This window comes from Mariprofundus sp. EBB-1, from assembly GCF_003665155.1.
Classification (GTDB): Bacteria; Pseudomonadota; Zetaproteobacteria; order Mariprofundales; family Mariprofundaceae; genus Mariprofundus.
In genome coordinates, this window is record NZ_RCFQ01000004.1 from 1 (window position 1) to 24,290 (window position 24,290).

At 42.7% G+C, this 24,290-nt stretch carries 21 protein-coding genes; 8 read left to right on the forward strand and 13 right to left on the reverse strand.

What is annotated here, in order from left to right:
* Window positions 1-587: 587 nt before the first annotated feature.
* Window positions 588-1,151, forward strand: a complete 564-nt coding sequence (locus D8Y20_RS02610) for a hypothetical protein (RefSeq protein ID WP_121541487.1) — start codon at window positions 588-590, stop codon at window positions 1,149-1,151.
* A 146-nt stretch (window positions 1,152-1,297) separates the two neighbouring features.
* On the opposite strand, the gene coaD is transcribed toward D8Y20_RS02610, so the two are convergent.
* The 12 genes from coaD to rpmH form a co-directional block, all read right to left on the reverse strand.
* A complete protein-coding gene (coaD, locus tag D8Y20_RS02615; RefSeq protein ID WP_121541488.1) occupies window positions 1,298-1,777 on the reverse strand; it encodes a pantetheine-phosphate adenylyltransferase in 480 nt (159 codons plus the stop codon).
* Window positions 1,778-1,923: 146 nt separating this feature from the next.
* The gene (mtnA, locus tag D8Y20_RS02620) at window positions 1,924-2,940 is read right to left on the reverse strand and encodes an S-methyl-5-thioribose-1-phosphate isomerase (RefSeq protein WP_121541489.1); all 1,017 of its coding nucleotides are present in this window, start codon (window positions 2,938-2,940) and stop codon (window positions 1,924-1,926) included.
* A gap of 39 nt (window positions 2,941-2,979) precedes the next feature.
* On the reverse strand, window positions 2,980-3,831 hold the full coding sequence (locus D8Y20_RS02625) for a ParB/RepB/Spo0J family partition protein (RefSeq protein WP_121541490.1): 852 nt from the start codon (window positions 3,829-3,831) through the stop codon (window positions 2,980-2,982).
* Between the two features lie 31 nt (window positions 3,832-3,862).
* Window positions 3,863-4,654, reverse strand: coding sequence for a ParA family protein (locus tag D8Y20_RS02630; protein ID WP_121541491.1), 792 nt, complete (start codon window positions 4,652-4,654; stop codon window positions 3,863-3,865).
* 19 nt (window positions 4,655-4,673) lie between these two features.
* Window positions 4,674-5,225 carry a 16S rRNA (guanine(527)-N(7))-methyltransferase RsmG gene (locus D8Y20_RS02635; protein ID WP_121541492.1) on the reverse strand — a complete coding sequence of 184 codons (552 nt, stop codon included), beginning with the start codon at window positions 5,223-5,225 and terminating at the stop codon, window positions 4,674-4,676.
* A complete protein-coding gene (gene mnmG / locus D8Y20_RS02640) occupies window positions 5,218-7,089 on the reverse strand; it encodes a tRNA uridine-5-carboxymethylaminomethyl(34) synthesis enzyme MnmG (protein ID WP_236075206.1) in 1,872 nt (623 codons plus the stop codon). The genes D8Y20_RS02635 and mnmG overlap by 8 nt, the downstream gene beginning before the upstream one ends.
* Window positions 7,090-7,274: 185 nt before the next feature.
* Window positions 7,275-8,141, reverse strand: a complete 867-nt coding sequence (locus tag D8Y20_RS02645; RefSeq protein ID WP_121541494.1) for a phosphoribulokinase — start codon at window positions 8,139-8,141, stop codon at window positions 7,275-7,277.
* A 190-nt stretch (window positions 8,142-8,331) separates the two neighbouring features.
* Complete coding sequence (mnmE, locus tag D8Y20_RS02650) at window positions 8,332-9,666, reverse strand: tRNA uridine-5-carboxymethylaminomethyl(34) synthesis GTPase MnmE (RefSeq protein ID WP_121541495.1); 1,335 nt, start codon at window positions 9,664-9,666, stop codon at window positions 8,332-8,334.
* A 66-nt stretch (window positions 9,667-9,732) separates the two neighbouring features.
* Window positions 9,733-11,334: a membrane protein insertase YidC gene (gene yidC / locus D8Y20_RS02655; RefSeq protein WP_121541496.1), complete on the reverse strand. Its 1,602-nt coding sequence runs from the start codon at window positions 11,332-11,334 to the stop codon at window positions 9,733-9,735.
* A gap of 73 nt (window positions 11,335-11,407) precedes the next feature.
* On the reverse strand, window positions 11,408-11,632 hold the full coding sequence (gene yidD / locus D8Y20_RS02660; protein ID WP_121541592.1) for a membrane protein insertion efficiency factor YidD: 225 nt from the start codon (window positions 11,630-11,632) through the stop codon (window positions 11,408-11,410).
* 14 nt (window positions 11,633-11,646) lie between these two features.
* The gene (gene rnpA / locus D8Y20_RS02665; protein ID WP_121541497.1) at window positions 11,647-11,979 is read right to left on the reverse strand and encodes a ribonuclease P protein component; all 333 of its coding nucleotides are present in this window, start codon (window positions 11,977-11,979) and stop codon (window positions 11,647-11,649) included.
* Window positions 11,980-11,997: 18 nt separating this feature from the next.
* Window positions 11,998-12,132 (reverse strand): 50S ribosomal protein L34, encoded by a 135-nt coding sequence (rpmH, locus tag D8Y20_RS02670; RefSeq protein ID WP_121541498.1) that lies wholly within the window; start codon window positions 12,130-12,132, stop codon window positions 11,998-12,000.
* 137 nt (window positions 12,133-12,269) lie between these two features.
* On the opposite strand from rpmH, the gene dnaA reads away from it, so the two are divergent.
* From dnaA to D8Y20_RS02705, 7 genes are all read left to right on the forward strand, one after another.
* The gene (dnaA, locus tag D8Y20_RS02675) at window positions 12,270-13,601 is read left to right on the forward strand and encodes a chromosomal replication initiator protein DnaA (RefSeq protein ID WP_121541499.1); all 1,332 of its coding nucleotides are present in this window, start codon (window positions 12,270-12,272) and stop codon (window positions 13,599-13,601) included.
* 1,535 nt (window positions 13,602-15,136) lie between these two features.
* Window positions 15,137-16,237 (forward strand): DNA polymerase III subunit beta, encoded by a 1,101-nt coding sequence (gene dnaN / locus D8Y20_RS02680; protein ID WP_121541500.1) that lies wholly within the window; start codon window positions 15,137-15,139, stop codon window positions 16,235-16,237.
* Window positions 16,238-16,328: 91 nt separating this feature from the next.
* Entirely contained in the window at window positions 16,329-17,420 is a 1,092-nt protein-coding gene (locus D8Y20_RS02685) for a DNA replication/repair protein RecF (RefSeq protein WP_236075207.1), read from the forward strand.
* Window positions 17,417-19,855: a DNA topoisomerase (ATP-hydrolyzing) subunit B gene (gene gyrB / locus D8Y20_RS02690; RefSeq protein WP_121541502.1), complete on the forward strand. Its 2,439-nt coding sequence runs from the start codon at window positions 17,417-17,419 to the stop codon at window positions 19,853-19,855. The genes D8Y20_RS02685 and gyrB overlap by 4 nt, the downstream gene beginning before the upstream one ends.
* A gap of 22 nt (window positions 19,856-19,877) precedes the next feature.
* Window positions 19,878-20,924, forward strand: coding sequence for a phosphoribosylformylglycinamidine cyclo-ligase (gene purM / locus D8Y20_RS02695; RefSeq protein ID WP_161957560.1), 1,047 nt, complete (start codon window positions 19,878-19,880; stop codon window positions 20,922-20,924).
* 229 nt (window positions 20,925-21,153) lie between these two features.
* Window positions 21,154-21,771: a phosphoribosylglycinamide formyltransferase gene (gene purN / locus D8Y20_RS02700; RefSeq protein WP_236075208.1), complete on the forward strand. Its 618-nt coding sequence runs from the start codon at window positions 21,154-21,156 to the stop codon at window positions 21,769-21,771.
* Between the two features lie 138 nt (window positions 21,772-21,909).
* Window positions 21,910-22,713 (forward strand): hypothetical protein, encoded by an 804-nt coding sequence (locus tag D8Y20_RS02705; protein ID WP_236075209.1) that lies wholly within the window; start codon window positions 21,910-21,912, stop codon window positions 22,711-22,713.
* A gap of 12 nt (window positions 22,714-22,725) precedes the next feature.
* On the opposite strand, the gene D8Y20_RS02710 is transcribed toward D8Y20_RS02705, so the two are convergent.
* Window positions 22,726-24,219: a cell wall metabolism sensor histidine kinase WalK gene (locus D8Y20_RS02710; protein ID WP_121541504.1), complete on the reverse strand. Its 1,494-nt coding sequence runs from the start codon at window positions 24,217-24,219 to the stop codon at window positions 22,726-22,728.
* Between the last annotated feature and the right edge of the window lie 71 nt (window positions 24,220-24,290).

The window sequence follows — 24,290 nt, forward strand, 5'->3', positions numbered from 1 at the left end:
ATTAAAAATGGCTATTCTTTCCGTCATATAGCTCTGCTTTTCGAGAGATAACACGAACTATATTTATATGGTTTTGCGCACTCTAAATCTACTCACCTCTTATGATAACAAGCATAAACTATTGATATTAAATAATTATTCACTTTTTCTCTGATTTCTTATCATCTCACCCATCTGATTATGCATTAAGCCCCTACTTTCACTCTCATACCAACACTTAATTTATAACAATTTCTTAGCTTACAGATGATGAATGCACACGCTTTCTCCATAAGTTTACTTTTTTAATCATGCCAATGTCGAGCAACTTGCTCTCGTTGGAAGTATTAATTCATTTGTCTATCCTTATCCTTCATTCCATTGCTAAAATAGAATCTTTAACAAGCTTACTGATTATGTATAGCCCTTGACTTTATTGTGCAGTAACTCAACTATCGACTATTGAGATTCCATAAAATAAACGTCTAGCTCATGAGACATTTCCTACACCAAGACTCAACTCACTAGCGTTTCTCTTACTGTTTATAGATATATATATGAAATAGTTAGAGGCAGGTAATTTTGAATTTCGCATCAAAAGGAAAACTATGATTACTTGGATTGAAATCGTAAGTTGGACGGTTCTTTTGTCGAGCCTTGTGTTGAGTCTAGTCATTCTGATTGCAACAGTACGCGATCAAATCGTGATGTATTTAGACAAAAAAGATTTTTGGCTATCCTTTTCACCATGGCTAGTTCTTTTTTTTGGACTTTCATCTCTGGTATCTATGCAGGAACCAGGAAGCGAAGTGAATTATCAAAACTTATCAATGGTTCAACAAAGTGTCTGGTATATTGAATGGATCGTGATTATTTTTTTATGCACTGCCACGACGTACTTAAGTATCAAATACAACCGCAGTGTGATCATTGGTATTGTAGTATCTTTTTATAAGATAATTTTATCACTAGTAGTGGTAATAGGTGTCCTAGGTCAATTATCAATAATATTTAATCGTAAATCTAGCTTACTTCAACAAAGTAAGGCGGCGCTTATTTTTGCCTTGTTATCGACTATCCGGGATGAGCTTATTAATGGTAAACAAGTATATGCAGAAAAATCCTGGAAGTTTCCACAACCTATAAAAATAACGTTAAATAAACTTGAGTAGTCGGAACCTGACTTTGATATTTTCGACGCTTTGAAATTGCTCCAAGCTGGAAAAATTAAATTATACAACAAGTATGATATAGGGACTGACTCCCACAGGATAAAAACTTTTCTTACCGTCTTGGCTATAAATTTCCGCTCAAAACATTATTCATGGTTTTTGGCCAGGTATGGAATCACTACAGGTGGAACCAATTCGGAAACATCGCCACCCATACTAGAAATCTCTCGGATGAATCGGGATGAGACGAAGGTGTAATCTTCACGAGCCATGACAAATACTGTTTCGATGCGCTCATCGAGTCGGCGATTCATCGTTGCCATCTGAAACTCATATTCAAAATCGGATGCTGCTCGCAGACCGCGCAGTAGCGCTGTGCCCTGATGTTCATGGGCCAGATCAACCAACAGACCAGAGAATCGTACGGCCTCGACATGCTCCTCATCCTTAAATGTTTCGCGCACCATCTTCAATCGTGTCTCAACATCGAACATCGGACCCTTACCCGGATTATCGGCAACACCGATCACTACACGATCAAACATTTTCAATCCGCGTCTAGCCACATCAACATGACCCAATGTAATCGGATCAAAGGTGCCTGGATAAATTGCTGTACGCTTCATGAGTACTCCATATCAATATTCATCATCTGGCATTTAAGGAAGCGCTGTTTTAATCAGCGTTTCCATTCAGCTTATGGATGGGCTGCCAATCCGACCACATAAATTGCGAACTGATTCTTGGCAGGATGCCATGAATCAGGATCTTATCAAACTGACCAGAGACCGTTCTCGCTTACAATACCTGTAAGGTTGGCACTGGGTGTGACATCAAATGCGGGGTTATTAGCTCGCACACCGGCAGCCGCAATCCGGACATCGTGCAACTCTCCTGCTTCGTTCATTCCATCCATGCGACAGATCTCATCATCATCACGTTGTTCAATCGGAATATCTTTTCCCGTTAGACAGGCTGTATCAAAGGTTGAACTTGGTGCTGCAACATACATCGGTACACCATGTTCTTTCGCTGCCAGTGACAATGCATAGGTGCCAATCTTATTGGCTACATCGCCATTAGCCGCAATGCGATCTGCACCAACAACGATCGCATCCACCTTACCCTGTGCCATCATCCACGCCGCCGCTCCATCAGCCTGAATGCGACAATCAATACCTTCCTGATTTAATTCCCAGGCAGTCAAACGCGCACCTTGCAGGCGCGGTCTCGTTTCATCCACCCAGACGAATGGGCTCTCTCCCGCTTTCGCCAACTGATAAATACCTGATGTTGCAGTGCCCCAATCAACAGCCGCGAGCCATCCGGCATTACAATGGGTGAGAATACGGCGCTCACCTACTGCCAACAGGTCAGCCATCGTTTGACCCATGCGCTGATTTGCAGCCACCTCTGCATCGGCATAGGCCTGAGCGCGTTCTATCATTTGAGCAGCAGTCGGACTCTCTTCAGCACAGTTTTGCATGGTGTCACAGGCATGAAAAAGATTGATCGCTGTCGGACGTGTTGCACGAAAACGTGGTAACCAATGCGTGAAGAATCCTTGTTCATCTTCCTGCCAAGCCAGCGCCAAGCCATAAGCTGCAGTCGCTCCAATTGATGGTGCGCCACGCACTTGCATGGATTCAATGGCAATAGCCACATCTTCCGGTTTACGACTACTAACTTGCTTAAATTGATGCGGCAATAATCGTTGTTCAATCCACTCAACAGATTCCGATTCTCCATGCCAACACACAGCTCGGCACGACTTACCATTTACCCGCATACGAAACCCCTGGTAATTTTCTATTCATTCTTTTCGAGACTATTCTGAGCGCAGTCTTCTTAACACACCATCAAGTTCAGCAGCCTGGGTGTAAGCAATACGCATTTCACCAGCTCCATTCTTCTTGCAACAAATCTGTATAGGTAATCCTAGTGTTCGGGTCAACTCTTCCTGCAATGCTATTACATCAGCATCCACTACTTTTTCTTTTGTTATTGTCGGTGCTTTGGCTGCTTTTTTTGCCTCTTGCTCCATTTGGCGAGCACTCCAACCATGATCAACACACATGCGCGCGAGACGCTCTGCCGTGTCTGTTGGCAAGCCCACCAATGGACGGGCCTGCCCCATACTTAACTGACGTAAGCCGATCATAGTCTGTATAAGGTCAGAGAGTTGTAGCAGACGAATCAAGTTACTGACCTGAACTCGAGACACTCCAACTTTTTCAGCAACTTGTTGCTGCGTACAACCAAATTCACTGATCAAGCGCTGGTATGCAGCAGCAGATTCAATGGAAGTTAAATCATCACGTTGTTCATTTTCAACAATCGCTAATTCTAATGCTTGCAGATCACTAACATGTCGAACAACGGCTGGAATCTCTGTAAGACCAGCTGCCTGTGATGCTCTCCAACGGCGTTCACCCGCAATCAGTTCATACCCATCACCCAGAGGACGCAATAAAACCGGCATCAATACACCATCCCGTCTAATTGAATCCGTTAATAAATTCAGCTCATCAGAAGAGAAATTTGTTCTCGGTTGATAACTATTGGGTTGAATTTTTGATATCAGAATTTGTGAAGACTGTCGCATCACTTCAGGTGTAGGTGTATCTCCCAATAGCGCATTCAGGCCACGCCCCAGCCCACGATTTTTGATCACTGCCATAATCCCCTCCTCCACTCAAACCATTCTTTAATCAGGTCACTACTTTTCTGCGATGAATAAATTCACGCGCAACAGACAAATAGGCCTGCGCACCTTTTGAACGCACATCATGATACATCACAGGAACACCATAACTCGGCGCTTCAGACAAACGTACATTTCTCGGAATGACTTCGTTATAGACCTGAGAGCCGAAATACTCTCTGACATCCTGCTCGACTAGCATGGACAGTTTGTTGCGACGATCCACCATCGTTAACAGCACTCCTTCAATACTCAAAGCCTTATTCAATGCCTGCCGTACACGACGAATGGAATCCAATAACTGAGTAAGTCCTTCCATTGCATAAAACTCTGTCTGCAACGTGACCATTACTTCATCTGCTGCTGTTAAAGCATTTACTGTTAACAAGCTCAATGCAGGTGGGCAATCAATAAAGACATAATCAAATGGTTCGCCTTGGTAGGAAGAAAAAGCCTCATTCAAGCGAGACTCTCGGGCCATTTCATTAACCAACTCAATCTCAGCACCAGCCAAATCCATGCTAGCAGGTAATAGCCACAGGCGTTCACACTCTGTTTGAATAATACTTTCACTCAATACAGCATCACCCATCAACACATCATAGGTACCTGTAGTTACATTACTTTGATCCGTTCCAAGCCCAGAAGTTGTGTTACCTTGAGGATCTAAATCTATAAGTAGAACCCGATGATCAAGGGCTGCAAGTGATGCAGCCAAATTGATACTGGTTGTAGTTTTACCTACTCCCCCCTTCTGATTTGCAATGGCAGTAACCGGCCCCATTCCTTGATGTTTCACGTGAAACCTCCCTGTCATTTCAACAAAACCGATAACAGCGAATCAATTGATTTTCATCTGTCCAATTATCTACATTCACTGAATATTCAGCTGTCATTTCCCAACCCTCTACATGAACAGGAGGGTGAGCTCGGGGTACGGGCAGTACAGCAATTGCCCCATCATTTACATGACCGGTGAACATTTTTAGAAGCATCGCCTCGTCAGCAACAGCTCGCGCCACACACACATCAATGTTCAGTGATGGTAAGTCATTAATATCAGCATCATACACTTCTGCATTCAATTTCAATTTTCTTACCACATGCCTCAAAAATTCGGCACGTTTTTTTCTACGCTCCACCAACACACCAGTGAGTCCTGGCTTAGCCGCCAACAGTGGAATCCCAGGCACCCCCATACCACTACCGACATCCAGCACTCGTCCTTGATCAGGCATCATATCCACCATCGCCAGTGAAGGACGAATGAATCTAGCATGGAAAATATCTCCATCTTTTACTGATGTTAAATTCAGAGCCAATCGGAACTTGAGCACCTCTTGAACATAAGCATCACATAAATCAGGCATTTCGACTCTTCCTCAAATACAACATTAAACTACTAATCGCTGCCGGAGTAATGCCAGTCATGCGTGACGCATGTCCAAGTGTTCTTGGTTCACCAGCAGTCAAACGCTGAGCACATTCAATACTAATACCTTTTATTGCGCTGTAATCCACGCCTTCGGGTATAGACATACCCTCCAGCAAACGGAATCGATCAACTTCATCCTGTTGTTTATCGAGGTAACCATCATAATGAATAAGTGATAATAATGTCTTCACTTCACGATTATCTAGATCCTGATAACCATCAAGCAATTTTATAGCCTGCAAAGGTTTCACATCCGAACGATGCGCATAAGCTACAACACTCATCGGTTGCGATGGTGACGGCAGATCCAGTTCCGATAATTTCTCTTTCCATGCAACACCGGTGCCGATTGTTGTGGAGCGGGCAATTTCTAAGCCCGTTGCCAACCGCTCCTTACTCATTTCATATTTACGAATGCGGTCCAAATCGTACAAACCAAGTTGGATTGCCGCATCACCCAATCGTAAGAATGCATTATCTTCCCGCAATTGAAGCCTGAACTCTGCACGCGAGGTAAACATACGGTAGGGCTCAGTAATTCCCTTTGTAACCAGATCATCTACCATCACGCCGATATATGCTTCTGAGCGATTAGGCACCCACGACTCTAGATCGTTAGCACGAGCTGCCGCATTGATGCCCGCCAGAACGCCTTGTGCAGCAGCTTCTTCATAACCAGTTGTGCCATTGATTTGCCCTGCATGAAACAGACCAGAGACTTTTTTCGTCTCAAATGTTGGCTTCAATTCAGTTGGGTCTACATAATCATATTCAATGGCATAGCCTGGGCGAATAATAATTGCTTGTTCCAAACCCTCTATACTACGAATAAATTTCCACTGAACATCGACAGGCAAGGAAGTTGAAATGCCATTTGGGTACACCTCATTATGATTTCTTCCTTCTGGTTCAAGAAATATCTGATGACTATTTTTATCTGCAAATCGCACAACTTTATCTTCAATGCTTGGACAATAGCGCGGTCCAGTGCTTTCAATTTTGCCAGAATACATTGGAGAGTGTTGTAGGTTTGCACGTATAATATCATGCCCTGCTTCACTCGTTCTGGTGATGGCACATGGAACCTGGTCCTGTATTACTGCACTATGCTTTGTTGAAAAAGGCAACATATCCACTTCACCGGGTTGTGATAACAGATCATCCCAGCGAATGCTTTTTTTATCCAACCGGGGAGGAGTCCCTGTTTTCAGACGCCCAAGTTTCAGTTCCCTCTGATATAATTCATCAGTCAAACCATGCACTGCAGAATCGCCAGCACGTCCCGCCGGAATCGTTTTATTTCCAACATGTATCAATCCACCAAGAAATGTGCCGGTTGTTAACACTACTGCTCTTGCCATATGACGAACTGCAAATTCATCGACGACACCACAAACCTTATCCCCTTCAAACAACAACTCGGAAATAGTACCCTGATGCAAATGTATGTTTGGATGCTGATCCAGCAGCCCTCGCATGACCATGTGATAAATCGTCCTGTCACATTGCGCTCTAGTCGCCTGAACAGCAGGACCTTTTTTCCGGTTCAATACCCGGTACTGCAATGCTGCTTTATCTGCAGCAATCCCCATTAAACCTGAAAGCGCATCAACCTCATGAACAAGGTGCCCTTTACCAATGCCACCAATAGCCGGATTGCATGACATTTTTGCAATCGTATCAAGGTTTTGGCTAATCAGGCGCACCTGTGCACCACGGCCGGCAGCACTCCATGCTGCTTCACAACCGGCATGGCCAGCGCCTACAACAATCACATCAACGTCATCAGGGTGTTTCACGTGAAACAAATCTCCATTAATACCACACAGCTAAGATTGCAAAACAACCAAGGCTGATCAAAATCGCCCTATGTAGAATTCTAATTTCTTGCCGACAACGATAAGGCTTGGCTGAATGACTAGCAAATAAAAAGGGTAGCCATTGGCTACCCTTTCATAAAACAAACAGAATTATCTGTCGTTTTTCATCTGTTTTTGCGTTTAGCTTCCAGTAATTCATGAACAATTGGAGAAAGAATCAACTCCATCGCTAATGAGAATTTAGATGAAGGAACAACCAGTGTGTTACGACGAGACATAAAAGAACCATTCAACATCGCCATCAACCATGGGAAATCAAGACCCCATTTTTCTGGTTTACGCACCCTAATTACCATCAAGCTCTCATCTGGTGTTGGCACATCGCGAGCAATGAATGGGTTAGAAGTATCCACTAAAGGAACACGCTGGAAGTTAATATCAGTATTGGTGAATTGAGGCGTAATGAAATGTATATAGTCATGCATACGGGAAAGAATATTATCCACAACGGCTTCCTGAGAATAACCACGCATAGCCGTATCACGATGAATTTTCTGAATCCATTCCAGATTCACAACAGGTACTACACCCAACATTAGATCAACATAAGGACGCACTTCTTCTACACCACCATGAAGTCCTTCATAGAACAACAAGTCAGACCCTTCACCTACTTCACGCCAATCGGTAAATTTACCAGCATCAACGCCGTATATCTTCGCTTCTTCATCATCATGCACATACGTACGTGCATATCCACGACCAGTGCGCTGATAAGAGTCAAACAACTCAGCAATTTTATCGAATAAATTAGATTCATCAGAGAAGTGACTAAGACGTTTACCCGCCGCTTCAAATTCTTTCGCTTTAGCGCGGAATTCCATGCGGTCAAATTTATGGAAACAATCGCCTTCGATGATTGCAGGGGTAACCTGCTCACGTCTAAAGATATGCTCTAAAGCAATTTTAGCAGTGCTTGTACCTGCGCCGGAAGAACCGGTAACAGAAATAACTGGATATTTAGTTGACATAATCTCTCCAAATAAGTTCTTTAAAAACAGGTAGTTAGAATGAATTATCTTAGACTTTTCCCCATTCCCTCGTGATTACTAACAAAAAGGATGGCCATTATGCCTTAAAACACAACTAACATTCAAGGAAAAGGGATATTTGATGAATGATATCGCAAGTCTCTGCTCAATATTTGAAAAATATGGTGTACTATTTTCCGATACAAAACTCTGAAAATACGCGATCTAAAATATACTCAACATCACCAATACCAAGAATGCTACCTAGCAGGCTCCAAGCTCGTCGCCACTCCATGGCCGTTAAATCCATATGTTCTTCATGATGAAGTGTATCCAGCCCCATCTGTAAATGAGCTACCGTCTGCTGTAAAATAAGCCTGTGACGTTCCCGTGTAACCAACAGACCATCATCCGCCAAATGGGTGTCTCCCAATTGCAAGGCAAGCGCATCAGTTAATGATTCGAGATTACCGTCTTGTTTAATGCTTACATGCATAAAACGGTCTGGAATGTCATCATGCACTAAATCAATTTTATTCATGAGATAAATATCCACTTCATCAGATATTTCCCATGTTTCAGGCCTGGAAGCATCAGCAACAAGGATAGTAGCATCAGCATGTTTTGCGGTTAATTTAGCCCGCCGAACACCCTCCTGCTCAACAAGGTCATCACTCACTCTCAATCCAGCCGTATCGGCAAGCCGAACAGGAATGCCATGCACCTCAAAATCAATCTCAAGCACATCGCGGGTAGTGCCGGGTATATCACTCACAATAGCTCTATCACGTCCTGATAAAGCATTAAGCAGACTCGACTTGCCAACATTAGGAGCCCCTATAATAGCAACTACAGCTCCATCAAATAGACGCTCACCCAAAGTGGCCGTTGCCAGCAAGGCCTTGATTGGATCAAGCACATTCTCTTGCAACTGTTTGGCAATCTGTTCAAAAAAACGATCCGGAATTTCTTCTTCTGGAAAATCGAGACTAGCTTCCAGGTGTGCAACTTCCCCGGTCAACTTCTGCATCAGATCTTCAATATGTTGCCCAAAAGCACCTTGCAGCTGACGCTGAGCCTGTTTTCCTGCTCTTACTGTAGCTGCATCAATACAGGCAGCCACGGCCTCCGCTTGGGATAAATTAATTTTACCATTTTCAACGGCCCTGCGAGTAAATTCACCCGGTTCAGCTGGACAACAACCCAATTGATACAACCGTTCTAGCAGTGCACGTAATAATACAGGGCTACCATGCCCCTGAATTTCAACAACATCCTCACCCGTATACGAATGCGGATGTTGAAAATAAACGACTAAGCCGTGATCCAGAACATCACCTTGTTGATCAAGCCAATAGGTGAATGTTGCAAGTCTGGGTTCTAATGGCTCTTTTAATGTACTAATTTGCTGAATGATAGGCAGCGCATTCGGGCCCGAAATACGCACTATTCCAACACCACCACGACCGGCAGGCGTAGCAATTGCAGCTATCGTTGTCTGCCTGCTTTGAGCTTGATGACTCATAGCCGATGACTGCATAAAAAGCCTACAAATGGACTTTTTACAAGGTCATGAGAGAAAACTAGCCGATTAATCGACATTCATCCTCTTCATCACCCAACGCTGCTGAACAATAGCCAAACAGTTATTCACAACCCAGTACAGAACAAGACCAGCAGGGAAGAACAAGAACATCACTGTAAACATCGGTGGTAAGAACTGCATCACTTTAGCCTGAATTGGATCTGGTGGCTGAGGGTTTAGTTTCTGTTGAATGTACATGGAAATACCCATCAATACAGGCAATACAAAGAACGGATCCTGTACAGACATATCTGTAATCCAACCAATAAACGGCGCCTGACGCATTTCAATCGACATTAGCAGTACTTTATACAAAGCAAAGAATACTGGGATTTGAATAATAATTGGCAAACAACCGCCGAGCGGGTTCACCTTATGTTTCTTATACAACTCCATTACTTCCTTACTCACGCGTTGGCGGTCATCACCATACAGGTCCTTAATACGTGCCATTTCCGGCGATAACTTACGCATCGCTGCCATGGACTCATAGGATTTTTGAGTAGGATAAAAGAAGATGGTTTTGATAAGAATTACCAAAATAATGATACAAAATCCGAAGTTAGGGATATAGTCATAAATCCAGCCAAGGAAATTATGCATCGGCTTAGAAATCGGTGAGAACCAGCCAAAATCAACAGAACGCTCTAGTTCAGAGCCTGCCGCTTCAAGAATTGGAGTGGCTTTAGGTCCAACATACAGATTAGAGGTAAAAACAGCGTCTTTTCCTTCCACTATTCCATCATCAATCAAGCCAGCCTGATAAGATCGACCATCACCTTTAAAATAATACGGATAGTTTTGCTCAGGGTTAGAGATCAAAGCAGCTATGAAATAACGATTCATGATCGCTGTCCAACCACCCAGTGAAGCCATGCGCTGAGAACCAACTTCGTCCAGATCATCATAATCAGGCTCAATCAACTTGCCATTAAAGAGCGCTGTTGGCCCCATATGCTCATAAAATGTATTGAGTTTTTTGTCTGGAAAGCGCTCAACAACTTGGCGATATACCTTCATGCCCGCGCCATCAACAATGCGGTCTTCAATCTGAATAATATAAGAACCGGGAACCAGCGTAACCTGACGTTGCCAAACATGACCATCATCCAAAGTTGCATGCAAGCGAATAGATCTTTCGGTCTGTTCAGCAACTGTGAATGGCTGTTCCAGGCTTCTATTCAATACACCGGCATTCACATAAACAGAGTGTCCACCATCAGCTGCAATGGTCAAAGCAGCAACATTTCCAGCACCTGGCTCCAACGATTCAAGGTAATCACTTAACAGAGCTTGTGTTAACCACCCTTTATCATTCACTGTCAAACGCATCAGATCATTACTGATTTCAAATGTTTGACCGGTAGAAGCATCATCAACAATATCGGAAACAGGTTGAGTATTTGAAACAGGTACAGCATCACTATTCAATGGTGGAAGTGCAAGTTCATCAGAACTGGTTTCAACACTTCGCTCTACAATATCAGTTGTAATCGATTGTGTTGGTTCAGTTACAGCGACCTTCTTCTCATCAGGAAAGATCACTCCCCATCCCAAGAGCACAATCATTGATAATGCCATTGCCAGAATTAAATTCCGTTGTTCCATGCTTCTTCTCCCTAAAACTCTTCTTAACCTTGATTCTCGGATCTCATCACATTTCCATTACACTGTTATTACATTATGGAACTGGATCATAACCGCCTTTTGAAAAAGGATGGCAACGTAATAAACGTTTCACACCAAACCACACACCGCGTCCTGCCCCATGCTTCTGAATCGCTTCCACCATATAATTCGAGCATGTTGGTGTATGCGCACAATGCGGAGGAATAACGGGTGAAATAAACAATTGATAAAAACGAACCAGCAATAGAATAGAGCGCTGGGTAAGTTGGCGAAGCATCTTCACTAGCATGCTCATGAACGCTGTATTTTACCCAGCGCCATCTGAAAATCATGGGCTGGGTGCAATATTTTTTCTGCGCCCTGCATCGGAATTGCCAATACATCGACACTCATCTGGTGATAGTCGCCGGTACGAAATGTATCACGCAACTGTCTTTTAAAACGATTACGCTGCACTGCATTGCCATATTTTCGAGATACAGCCAAACCTAAACGTGAAAAACCAAGTTTATTATCCAGGTAAACCAAGCGAATAGCACCATAGCTGATTCGTCTGCCTTTACGCATACCTGCAAAATCAGCTTTGGATAATAATCTAAACGACTTGGTAAACCGTTGATTCATTTAATGAATCAACCGAAATCAGGTTGAAAGACGAACGCGACCTTTAGCTCTGCGACGATTAATCAAGGCGCGGCCTGAACGTGTTGCCATACGTGCACGGAAGCCATGACGGCGGGCGCGGCGGATGCGGCTGGGTTTATATGTAAAGCTCATGGTCTTACTCCTGTTTCCCTACTTAAAAAGGGTCGCGCATAATAAATGCCACAAACATAGTGTCAAGAACACAATTTTTTAATCCGTAAATATTTATTAATGTGGATGATCACAATGATGCATGTATTATTCAGCCGATGTCCCATATTTCGAACGATTCCTTCTGGCAACACATTTCAGACCAACTGCAGAGTGAGATTCCTGCGGCGCGGTTTGATGCGTGGATTCATTCTCTTTCAGCCCATTACAGCGATCATAAACTGACCATAAAAGTTCCCAGTCGGTTTTTTGTTGATGGTTTAAAATCCAATTATGGGCAACGCATTACTGAAATTGCCTGTGACTTAGCCGGATCTCCTGTCACCATCAGCTATGAAGTGGATGCTTCATTGGCCAGTCATTCAGTACAAAGCGATAAGAATGAAGAACCTGCTTCTCCGGCATCTCTTGTTGATGGTTTTATTGACCCTCGTTTTACCTTTGCCAACTTCGTAGTTGGTTCCGGCAATGAATTTTGTCATGCCGCCAGCCATGCTGTGGCAGATAATCCTGGCGAGATTTATAATCCACTCTATCTCTATGGTGGTGTTGGTCTCGGTAAAACCCATCTTATTAATGCTGTTGCCAACTGTTTAATTGATCGCGGCATTACAAAAATTGCCTATCGCACAGGTGAACGCTTTACCAACGAACTGATTCAAGCCATTCGTAACGGTACATCTGAACAATTTAGAAACCAGTATCGTCAGGTTGATGTACTCATTATTGATGATATCCAGTTCATTGCCGGTAAAGAGAAGACTCAGGAAGAGTTTTTCCACACCTTCAATGCACTCTATGAAGTGAAAAAACAGATTATTTTAACCTCGGATAGAAGCCCGCGTGAACTCACCAATCTTATGGAACGTCTGCGCTCCCGCTTTAACTGGGGTCTGGTTGCTGATATTCAGGCACCTGATCTTGAAACTCGCTTAGCTATTCTTTCCAGTAAAGCTGAACTGGCCGGAGTAACACTGGATAAAGATGTCGGCCACCTGCTCGCAGCTCGCATTACCAATAACGTACGTGAATTAGAGGGGGCATTAACCCGATTGACTGCGCACTCTACTTTAACAGGACGTGTTATTGATCTTACCTTTGCCCGTCATGTCTTGCGTGATCTACTGCATGAAGAAGTACGTTCTGTGAATATTGAAGATATTCAAAAGAAGGTTGCCTCCTATTTCAATATCAACATCAGAGAAATGTCTTCAAGTAAACGCAGTAAAAACATCGCCTACCCTCGCCAGGTGGCTATGTATGCCACAAAAGAGCTTACTACCATGTCACTACCAGAAATAGGCAGGAACTTTGGTGGAAGAGATCACACCACGGTACTGCATGCTGTACGTAAGATAAAAAAAATGCGCGATGAATCTGATGATTTCAATGAAGAAATGAACAGGATCATCAATCTACTCAAACAATAAACCATCAGAAGTGCCCTGAATAACGGCTTGGCACTGCACTCCTACATCAATAATAGCGAAACGGTTCTTGTCACAGGAATAGTTCCTGCGTCACATCCATCGTTTTCTTTTAAGTATGTTTCTGAAAAAACACCTCTTTCCTGATCGCCTCCAATAAGATTATCTGGTGATAATATATTCATAATAACTGACAAAAAACTACCTATTTATGATTTTTAGCCCCATGTAAATCATGTGCATACTACCCCTCATCACCTGTGGACAAGATGGTTATAACTGGCATCCATGACAATTTCACAAACAACACAATCAACCATTCACATATTATCCACAGAAAACCGGAGTATCTGTTCACATATTTTAAGAAAAATTATGAAACAGGCTAAAGCTTTTATCACTTATACACCTTGTTCACAGGCCCTATGACTACTACTAATTTTTTTATAAATATGGGTATCTAAAAGAGTAGAGCAATAACTGGGCACTACAAATATAACTGCTAACTTGCTAGCTATAAAATAATTGAAAACATACAGAAACTTCAACAAGCAGATGATTCATCCTGGGAGATATAAATATATAATAATGAAAAATATACTAAAGCATGAATTAATTCATAAATAAAACGATTAAAAAAACCAATAACCAATTGAATCGAAGACTAAAATCGGCCGTTAGTATTTTGGCGAATAATTTATTTATCTAAATATGTATTGAGATACTAGAACCGTATCTCCGATCTTAACTAATGATGCTCTAGGGATTTTATATCTAACAGTTTCTCCTGATTCCATTTTTATAGTCATATAACCTTTTATCATTAGATCCAGATGAGTTTTTATGAACAACGCCTTTAACTGCTTTAATATTTTTTGTCAGATATTGATAGAAAATAGACACTTAATAACTAGGTAATCATTATTATAAAGACCACTAGAAAGAGTTTTTGATTTCGTTTCTTTAGATCTAGGTTATTTACTAGTTCATAAGCAGACTTATTCTGCTATTCGAATGTAATAAAGTCTTCATTCATCCAAAGAGCCTCACACTTCATTATTTAACTCATAACCCAGACAATAAAACCCAGTACTTTATACGCATAAAATATACTATTTATCATCAATATTGATGTAAAAACAAACTTTTTTCATCTTTTTAGTAGATGGTATGAGTTCTTCTGCACAGTCTGTTTAAAAAACTAATTCAATGGGTAGCAGGATTTTTTTCTTTATTTCTGTGTTCATCCAATGAATCTAAAACTCAGTTTTATTTTTTCCTCTCCATAAGCACGCATATCCTGTGCACAATACCCCTGAACAGTTGTGGATTGATTGAGTATAAGTCGCGAAAACGATAAGCTAGCGATCGATATAATCAACGATTCACATACTGTCCACAGTAATTTATAGTATGTGTCCACATCACAAAAACTTATTTATTAAGCAGAGTAAGGCTTTTACGACTTATCCACTTCGTCCACAGGCCCTATGATGATGACTAATTTCTTTAATAAATAAGAGAAAAAGGAAGTAGGTATGCATTTAACCATAACCAGAGCGTCTTTATTACAGTCTGTACAGCATTGTCAGAGCATTGTTGAAAGACGTCATACTATTCCAATTCTTGCTAATCTTTTATTAGAGGCGAAAGATAACTTACTATCGATTACCGCTACTGACCTGGAAGTTGGTTTACGTAGTCAATCTACTGCCGATGTGAAAGCCGAAGGATCAATAACTGTATCTGCACGTAAATTATTTGAAATTATTAAAGAGCTGGATCCTGAAGAGGATGTTAGCTTAGAAACAGGTGATGGATTTATAGCGATTCGCAGTGGTCGCTCTCGTTTCAGAGTCGCTTCACTTGCTGCAGGTGAATTTCCATCTATTTCTGAAGAATCTAATGAAGCATCCATTTCATTATCTAGCGATACCATGCGTGATATGATTTCTGCTACCAGTTTTGCCATGTCCACAGATGAAACAAGAAAGTATCTTACGGGTACACTGTTTGAAATTGATGAACAACAAATGTTGCGATTAGTGACAACAGATGGGCATCGATTAGCACTATCTGAAATCCGATTAGAACAGACCTCTGAAAAGAAAACCTGCATTGTGCCAAGGAAAGCAGTGATTGATTTAAGTAAATTGTGTGATCATTGTGAGGAGCAAATAGAACTCTCTCTTGGTGAACGTCAAATCAAGGTGAAAGCGGGTTCAAATGTATTGGTTTCAAAATTGATTGATGCACGCTTCCCTGTTTATCAGGATGTGATTCCTGTTGATAACCCATCAAAAGCAGTCGTTGAACGAACCCCTTTTGATCAGGTGTTGCGTCGTAGTATGATTGTTGCCAATGAGTTTACCCATGATATCCGTCTGGTGTTTTCTGAGCAGGGAATTGATGTATCAGCACATAATACCGAACAGGAAGAAGCGGAAGAGCATATTGCAGCAGATTATAATGGTTCGGAAGTTGCGGTAGGTTTTAATGGTAAATATTTACGTGATACATTGAGTGCGATTAAATCTCCCTCTGTGTCCATCGCATTGAAAGATGAGTTATCCCCTATTCTTATTTCCAGTGATGAGCATCAGCAATCCAGGTATGTTATTATGCCAATGCGGATTTAGTTCGCTTATTACGATGATGATATGGGTAAATATCTGAGTGCATTCTTCCCCTGATAATTTTCAATGGGCAACACCGCTGACTTTACATCGCGTGAAAGTCAGTCATTTGCGTTGCCATGATGAATTGGAATGGGTAGTGACCGCTGGTCTGAATTTAATTATTGGTGGTAATGGTAGTGGTAAAACAACACTGTTGGAATCAATCAGTTTGATGGCACACGGACGTTCATTTCGTCAGTCACGTAGTCCATTATTGGTTCAACATAGTCAGAAACGTTTTATGGTTCATGGTCAATGGCATCGTTTTGGGCCTATGCATTTGAGCGTGGCGGGTAGACAGGGACAAACATCTGTGCGTTTGCAGGGGCGTGAAATTCAGCGTCGCAAAGATGTCAGTGAATCATTTCCAGTACTGGTGGATGCACCACAGGGAAGAAAAATCATTGATGGTGCACCGGGTGAGCGCAGACGCTGGCTCGATGCGTTGATTATGATTTGCTATCAGCAGATGCGCACACATTATGAACGTTATTTGCGAGCAGTGATGCAGCGTGGTCGTTTATTGCGTAGAAAAAACTTTTCTGATGAGTTGGATGTCTGGGAACAGCAGATTGTGCACTATGGTATGCCTATTGTGCAGGCACGGGCTACGATCCTGGAAGAGCTGAACGCGCTGTTGGTGCATGAAAAAGAACTGACAGAAGACGAGATTAGTTTGTCCATGCAGATGCCTGAATATACAAAAGAGGCATGGCTTGCGCGTTTGAAAGAAAAACGGATGGATGATGCCAAGCTTGGTAGTTTACGTTTTGGGCCACATGTAGATGTGGTGAATATCTCTTTTCATCAGCGTGAGATTCGTAGTGCAGGCTCGCGTGGCCAGCAAAAGCTGGCAGCTATAGCGATAAAAATGGCAGAGTGCGCTTTGTGGGCAACACATAGGCGCTTGATTCCGGTAGTATTATTGGATGATTGTTTGGAATCATTGGATCAACAACGCCAATTAAGGCTGTTTAAACGTTTGCAGAAAAGCCCTGCACAAATTTTAATGACAGCACCGGATGGTGTGTATGTGTCGCCAGAATTGGGTATCAATATTCAACGTTTAACATCCCAGGGTTTAGCGACCTGTGTGGTGGATGAACCGTTTACGAGTAAAAGAGTAATGGAGGAAGCAGCATGAGCGCTTCAGATGAGTCGCAACTAGAACAGACGGCATACAGTGCAGACAGTATCAAGGTCTTGCGTGGTCTTGATGCAGTGCGCAAACGTCCCGGTATGTACATTGGTGATACGGATGATGGTACCGGTTTACACCATATGGTGTTTGAAGCAGTGGATAACTCTATTGATGAAGCACTAGCTGGTCATTGTGATAAAATTGAAGTCATCGTTCATTCTGATGATTCGGTGACGGTACGTGATAATGGCCGTGGTATTCCAGTTGGAATGCACACGGAGGAAAATCGATCTGCAGCTGAAGTAATTATGACCGTACTGCATGCTGGTGGTAAATTTGATGATAATTCCTATAAAGTATCCGGTGGCCTGCATGGTGTGGGTATTTCGGTGGTGAATGCACTGTCTGAATCATTGGAGTTGGTGATTCGTCGCGAAGGGCATGTGCATTATCAAAAATATGAAATGGGCAATGCTGTTGATCCTTTGAAAGTGATTGGTGATGCAACCGGAACTGGAACTGAGGTGCGTTTCCTTCCCAGCCTGGATATTTTTTCGCATCGCAATATGTCCTTTGATATCCTCTCATCACGCCTGCGTGAACTCTCTTTTTTGAATTCAGGGGTACATATTGAGGTCATCGATGAGCGTACAGATAATAAGGTCGTGTTTGAATATGAGGGAGGTATTTCTGCCTTTGTAACACATTTGAACCGTGCACGTATTCCGCTGCACGCTGAATGTGTGACGATGATTTCTGAGAAAGATGATGTGACCGTTGAGCTATCTATGCAATGGACTGATTCGTATCAGGAACATATTTTCTGTTTTACTAATAATATCCCGCAAAAAGATGGTGGTTCTCATATGGCTGGTTTACGTGGTGCGTTAACACGCACGGTGAATAACTATGCTAATGCCAGTGGCCTGAGCAAAAAGCTTAAAGTGAGCCTCACTGGTGAAGATTGTCGTGAAGGTTTAACGGCAGTTCTTTCTGTGAAAGTACCTGATCCAAAGTTTTCATCGCAGACCAAAGATAAACTGGTTTCATCCGAAGTACGCCCGATTGTGGAAAGTATTGTGAATGAAAAACTGGCTGAATGGTTTGAAGAGAATCCAAAAGAAGCAATAAAGATTGTCGGTAAAGTGGCTGAAGCATCCATTGCACGTGATGCGGCACGCAAAGCACGTGACTTAACCCGTCGAAAAGGCGTTCTCGATATATCCCACTTACCGGGTAAACTGGCAGATTGTCAGGAAAAAGATCCGGCTTTATCCGAAATTTATCTGGTGGAAGGGGATTCTGCTGGCGGTTCAGCCAAGCAGGGACGTGATCGTAAAGCACAGGCTATTTTACCGCTGAAAGGTAAAATTTTAAATGTAGAAAAAGCCCGTTTTGATAAAATGTTATCCTCGCAGGAAATTGGTACGATGATTACTGCCTTGGGAACCGGTATTGGTAAAGATGATTTTGATATTGCCAAGTTGCGTTATCATAAAATTGTCATCATGACCGATGCGGATGTAGATGGATCGCATATTTTAACGCTGCTGTTGACCTTCTTTTATCGTCAGATGCCTGAAGTGATCGAACGCGGACATCTCTATATTGCCCAGCCACCTCTATACCGGGTTACACGTGGTAAAAAAGCCCGTTATATTGCCAATGATGATGAGTTATTCGAGTTCTTACTTGAGTATGGCAGTGAATCTAAAGAATATTTTTCCAACAAAACTGCAACAGCGATGTCAGGCGAGCGTTTGCAAACTACGGTGCGTAGTATTAACCGCTTGCAGCGTCTGCAGAGCCGTTTATCTCAGCGCATTGATGCGAGCGTACTGAAATTTTTGATTGAAAGTGGTAAAACCAGTATTTCGATGATGCGTGATCGTGAGATGTTAGCAGAACGTATGGATGCACTATCTATAGCGTTTAATAAACTCACACGCGAAGATGAAACATTGAGCTGGAAAATTATGGAAAATGCAGAAGATGGTAGTTTTTGGGTTCAGTTCCAACGTCGTGATCATGGCCGGGTGATGATTTCTCGCTTGGACAAAGATCTGGTAGGTACGGCAGAATTTGCTGAAGCACAGAAACTGTGTGTCTCGTTGCAAGGGCTTGTTGAAGAAGGTGCTCAGCTGACACATGGTGATAAGGTTTGGCCTGTTTCACACTTTGATGATGTGGCTGCTCTGATTGAATCAGAAGGCCGTAAAGGTTTGAACATTCAGCGCTATAAAGGTTTGGGTGAAATGGATCCGGAACAACTATGGGAAACCACCATGGATCCTAAAGTGCGTACCTTTTTGCAGGTAACACTGGAAGATGTAGTGAATGCCGATGAAGCATTTTCTACCTTGATGGGTGATGCGGTTGAACCACGTCGTAAATTCATTCAAGACAATGCGCTCAAAGTACGCAATCTAGACGTATAAAGTAGTAATAAAGGATTTCATTGTGACTGATAAGAAGAGTTTAAGTTATGCCGATTGCGGTGTGGATATTGATGCAGGAAATGCCTTTGTTGGCAGAATTAAAAAGGCGGTAAACAGCACCATGCGTCCGGAAGTCTTATCCGGCCTTGGTGGTTTTGGTGGTCTGTTTAAACCTGATTTTTCGGATATGGAAGAGCCTGTTTTGGTTTCGGGTACTGATGGTGTGGGCACCAAATTATTACTGCTGCAGGAATATGATAAACCACATGTTGCCGGTATTGATGCTGTAGCGATGTGTGTTAATGATCTGGCTGCACTTGGTGCTACCCCACTGTTTTTCCTCGATTACCTGGCGACGGGTAAACTGGCTGGTGAAACATTAGCCGGTGTGGTTGAAGGCATCGCCGACGCATGTAATACATGCGAATGCTCTCTGGTGGGTGGTGAAACCGCTGAAATGCCGGGTATGTATGCACCGGGCCATTATGATATCGGTGGTTTCTGTGTTGGTGTAGTTGATAAACCGAAAATGGTGGATGGTAGCAAGATTACAGCTGGTGACATTATTGTCGGTGTGGCTTCTAATGGTCCGCATTCAAATGGTTTCTCGATGGTTCGCAAGCTACTGGAGCTTGGTGAAGCCGATTTACTCAATGATGTGCTATCTGATGGCCGTAAGGCCGTAGAAGGCGTTTTAGCCCCTACTCGTCTATATGTACCTGCTGTGAATGCATTGATGAAATCTGATGCCGATATACACGGTTTTTCACACATCACCGGTGGTGGCATGTTTGATAATTTCGAACGTCTGTTGAGTGATGACCTGGCGGTAACGATTGATGTAAGTGCGTGGGCTGTGCCACCAGTCTTTGAATATCTGCTTGGTTTTGCGGATGTAGCGCGTGATGAGCGCTACCGTACCTTCAATATGGGGATTGGTTTTGCTGTTGTGCTGCCTGAGAAGGAAGCAGAAAAAGTGGAAGCTGTGTTGAAAGAAGCGGGTGAAACCACCTATCGTATTGGTCATGTCCATGCTCGCGATGGTGAAGCCGTTACCTTGATCGATTAATTTGTTCTCCTGATATTCATAACAAGAGGGTGCTTTGTGTAAGCGCCCTCTTTTTTGATCTCGGTTGGTTTTAAGTGCATTTTCGGCTATTGTGAATGATGGCGACAGTGTTGTTCATGTCACCAATGACCACCATTCGTAACAGTACAAAGGGTAATTGGATCGTCTGCTTGCTTTCTGTTGCTGATGATTAAGAGTTTGCATTATCAATGATAATGATGGGTGATGTATGAATTCAAAAAAAGCAATTGCGGTGATGGCATCAGGTCGCGGTAGTAACCTCAAAGTAATTCTTGAATCAGTCGCAGCCGGAGCATGTCCCGTAGATGTACGCCTGGTGATTTCTGATAAAGCGGATGCAGAAGCATTGCAGATTGCTCGCGCTGCCGGTGTGGCGCATGTCGTCTGGATGAATCCGAAAGATTATCAGGATCGTGCTCAATTTGATGCGGCATGCGCTGACTTGATTGATCATCATGGATGTCAGTGGATTGTACTGGCCGGTTATATGCGCATTCTCTCCTCTTTTTTCGTACGCCGTTTTCCACAACGTATTATTAATATCCATCCTTCTATACTACCCTCTTTTGCAGGAGCCAGGGCGGTTGAAGATGCACTTTCTTATGGAGTAAAAGTTTCAGGATGTACTGTGCACCTGGTGGATGAAGTCCTCGATGGCGGTTCAATTTTAGCACAAGCCATAGTGCCGGTTCTCGATCATGATACCCGCGAAAGTCTGCATGTACGCATTCAGAAAGAAGAACATCAACTCTATCCGAAGACACTCACACGTATGGTTGAACAGGGTTTTAAAATTGATGGTCGTAGCGTGATCTGGTTATCATAAATTGATCTATCTGAAATAGAATTACTTTTTAAAACAATAATTTACTCACCTTTATGTGATTTATATCACATTACAAACATTAGCAGAACCGATACTCACGACCGAATGAATAAGGCTTGAAAGTGTGTTGGAGGTTTGATGTTTTTGGAACGTATATGGTGCCAGTTTCGTTGGAAAATGGCACAAGTGTTGAGTCTGGTGGCTTTGGTAGTGCTCACATCATGTGCGGGCATCCATAGTAAACCCGTTGCACTGGAGCAGAGTCAGAACAATACCCTTCGTACCATTGGTTTACCTAAGTTTGAGGTCAGTAAGCGCATTGATATTCGCCGGGATAACCCGATTTATGCCATTATTGGGGTAAGCGCCAAGGTGATACAGCAAGTGGTGCGCGAAACCAAACGGATTAAATATCAAGATGCAAACCCAGCATTACTTCATGTTGCGATAACCAAGATGCGCAAAGGTATTAAATATCGCTTGCGGCGTTTGGGATATCGTGTGGTTGATTTGGATATGACCTACTGGGAAGCACAAAAAAAATATCGTAAACAAGATGTTGGTGGCAAACATATTGATGCCTTGTTAAGGGTAGATATTAAACGTTTTGGTTATGCATCTGGTTCACCATATAAACCGTATCGACCGGGAATGGTGCTAGCCGCTGATTTGTATTCAATCCATGATCGAACCTTACTGTCATCGAACGTATATAATGTTGGATATGATAAGGATGATCTTTCACATTATACGCTTGAAGTAGGTTATATCAGCCATATTCAGGTTGAAGATCGACGTTATTTTTATAAAAACTTTGATACATTGATGGGCAATGCGACAAAAAGTAGAAAAGGCTTAACCTTTATTGCAGGTGTTGCTGCTGAGAGTGTTGCTGGAAATTTGAAGAAAAAAACAGAGCTTTATAAGTTAGTCAGACGATAAGTATGCTAATTTTTAAACGACAGGGTGTGTTTTGGTGAGAATATCATTCAGTCGATTCTGATGATTTAGATTCAGGGCAGTACCGGATAAGGGCAGGCGTATATAGAATGCTGCGCCCTCACCGAGTTTGCTATCCACCCAAATATCACCATCGTGGGCATCGACAATGCGCTTGCAAATTGCCAATCCCAAACCAGCACCTTCACCATCTTTACGGCAGCGCGCATCATCAGCACGGTAAAAACGATCAAACAGTTGCTTCTGTTGTTTTTCTGCAATCCCGGGACCTTCATCGCGGATACAAATAATGGCTGAATTTCCTTCCGACCTGGCGGAGAGAAAAATGCTCGATTTTTCCGGGGCATGTTTAAACGCATTAGAGAGTAAATTCATCACGGTGCGCTCAATTTGATTTTCCTCGCCCATCATAATGAGATCATCTTCGATTTGCATATCAAGATTAATGTGCTGAGAGTCGAATAGAATCAGGTGTTGTTGTCCCACTTCCTGCAATAAAAGTGACAGATCTACCGATGTCTGCACCAATTCAAATTGGCCTGCTTCAGCCCGTGCTAGTGTGAGCAGATCATTCACAATGCGTTGAATGCGATCAATTGTACCAAGTTGTTGTTGCAAAATTTGTTGGTATTCCTCTTCGCTGCGAGGGTGGCGCAAAGCGACTTCAATTTCACCCTTTAAAATGGTGAGTGGTAGGCGTAATTCATGTGAGGCGTCGGCGGTAAAGCGCTTCTGGGCTTTAAAACTTGTCTCGAGATCACCGAACATCTTATTCAAAACACGCACAAGAATTTGAATCTCTTTATCCTGAGATTTGGACTTTAGGCGTCTGGATAGATCCCCTGCTGCGACACCACGTGCGGTGGTGGTGATTTCCTGAATGGGTTCCAAGGCCCGTTTGGCCATGTAATAACCAGCTACGGCACTGATAATGATAGAAATCAGACCAAGAATTCCACCTACAACATACAAAATATTAAAAAAGGAGCGAATATCGGCTGTACTATGACCAAGTAACAGTGTTGCCGTGACTCGCCCACCCTTATGAACGGGAAATGCGATAACGCGGATATTTGCTTTATTCAACAGAGATTTTGTTGAAGCAAAAGAGGGGGTGCCGTCGCTAAAGGTATGCGCAAGTGCCCGGCTTACATCGTTGCCGCCTTTATCAATCAGCGAGAGGTTAGCGCTAAAAAGGATTAGTCCGTTTGCACCTACCAGTTGAACCGGACCTTGAAAATGATCTGCATAGGTACCCAAATGACCTGACCAGAAATAAAAAGGGGAACGCTCCAGTTCATCAACCAGAGAACCTGCCTGAGTCATCAACTGTTCATCTACTTCATGATAAATACGGTTGGATAATACATTGTACAGTACAACTGCTGTAAACAATAAAATACTGAGTTCTAAGGTAATGTAGAGCATGGCCAAGCGACCACGAAAGGTACGGAAAACATTAGAACGTAACCAGTGAAGTATGCTCATAGGATTACTTGTCAAAACGGTTGCTGCTTTGCGTGGATGAATAATGATTCAGAAACAATGTGATGAATCCG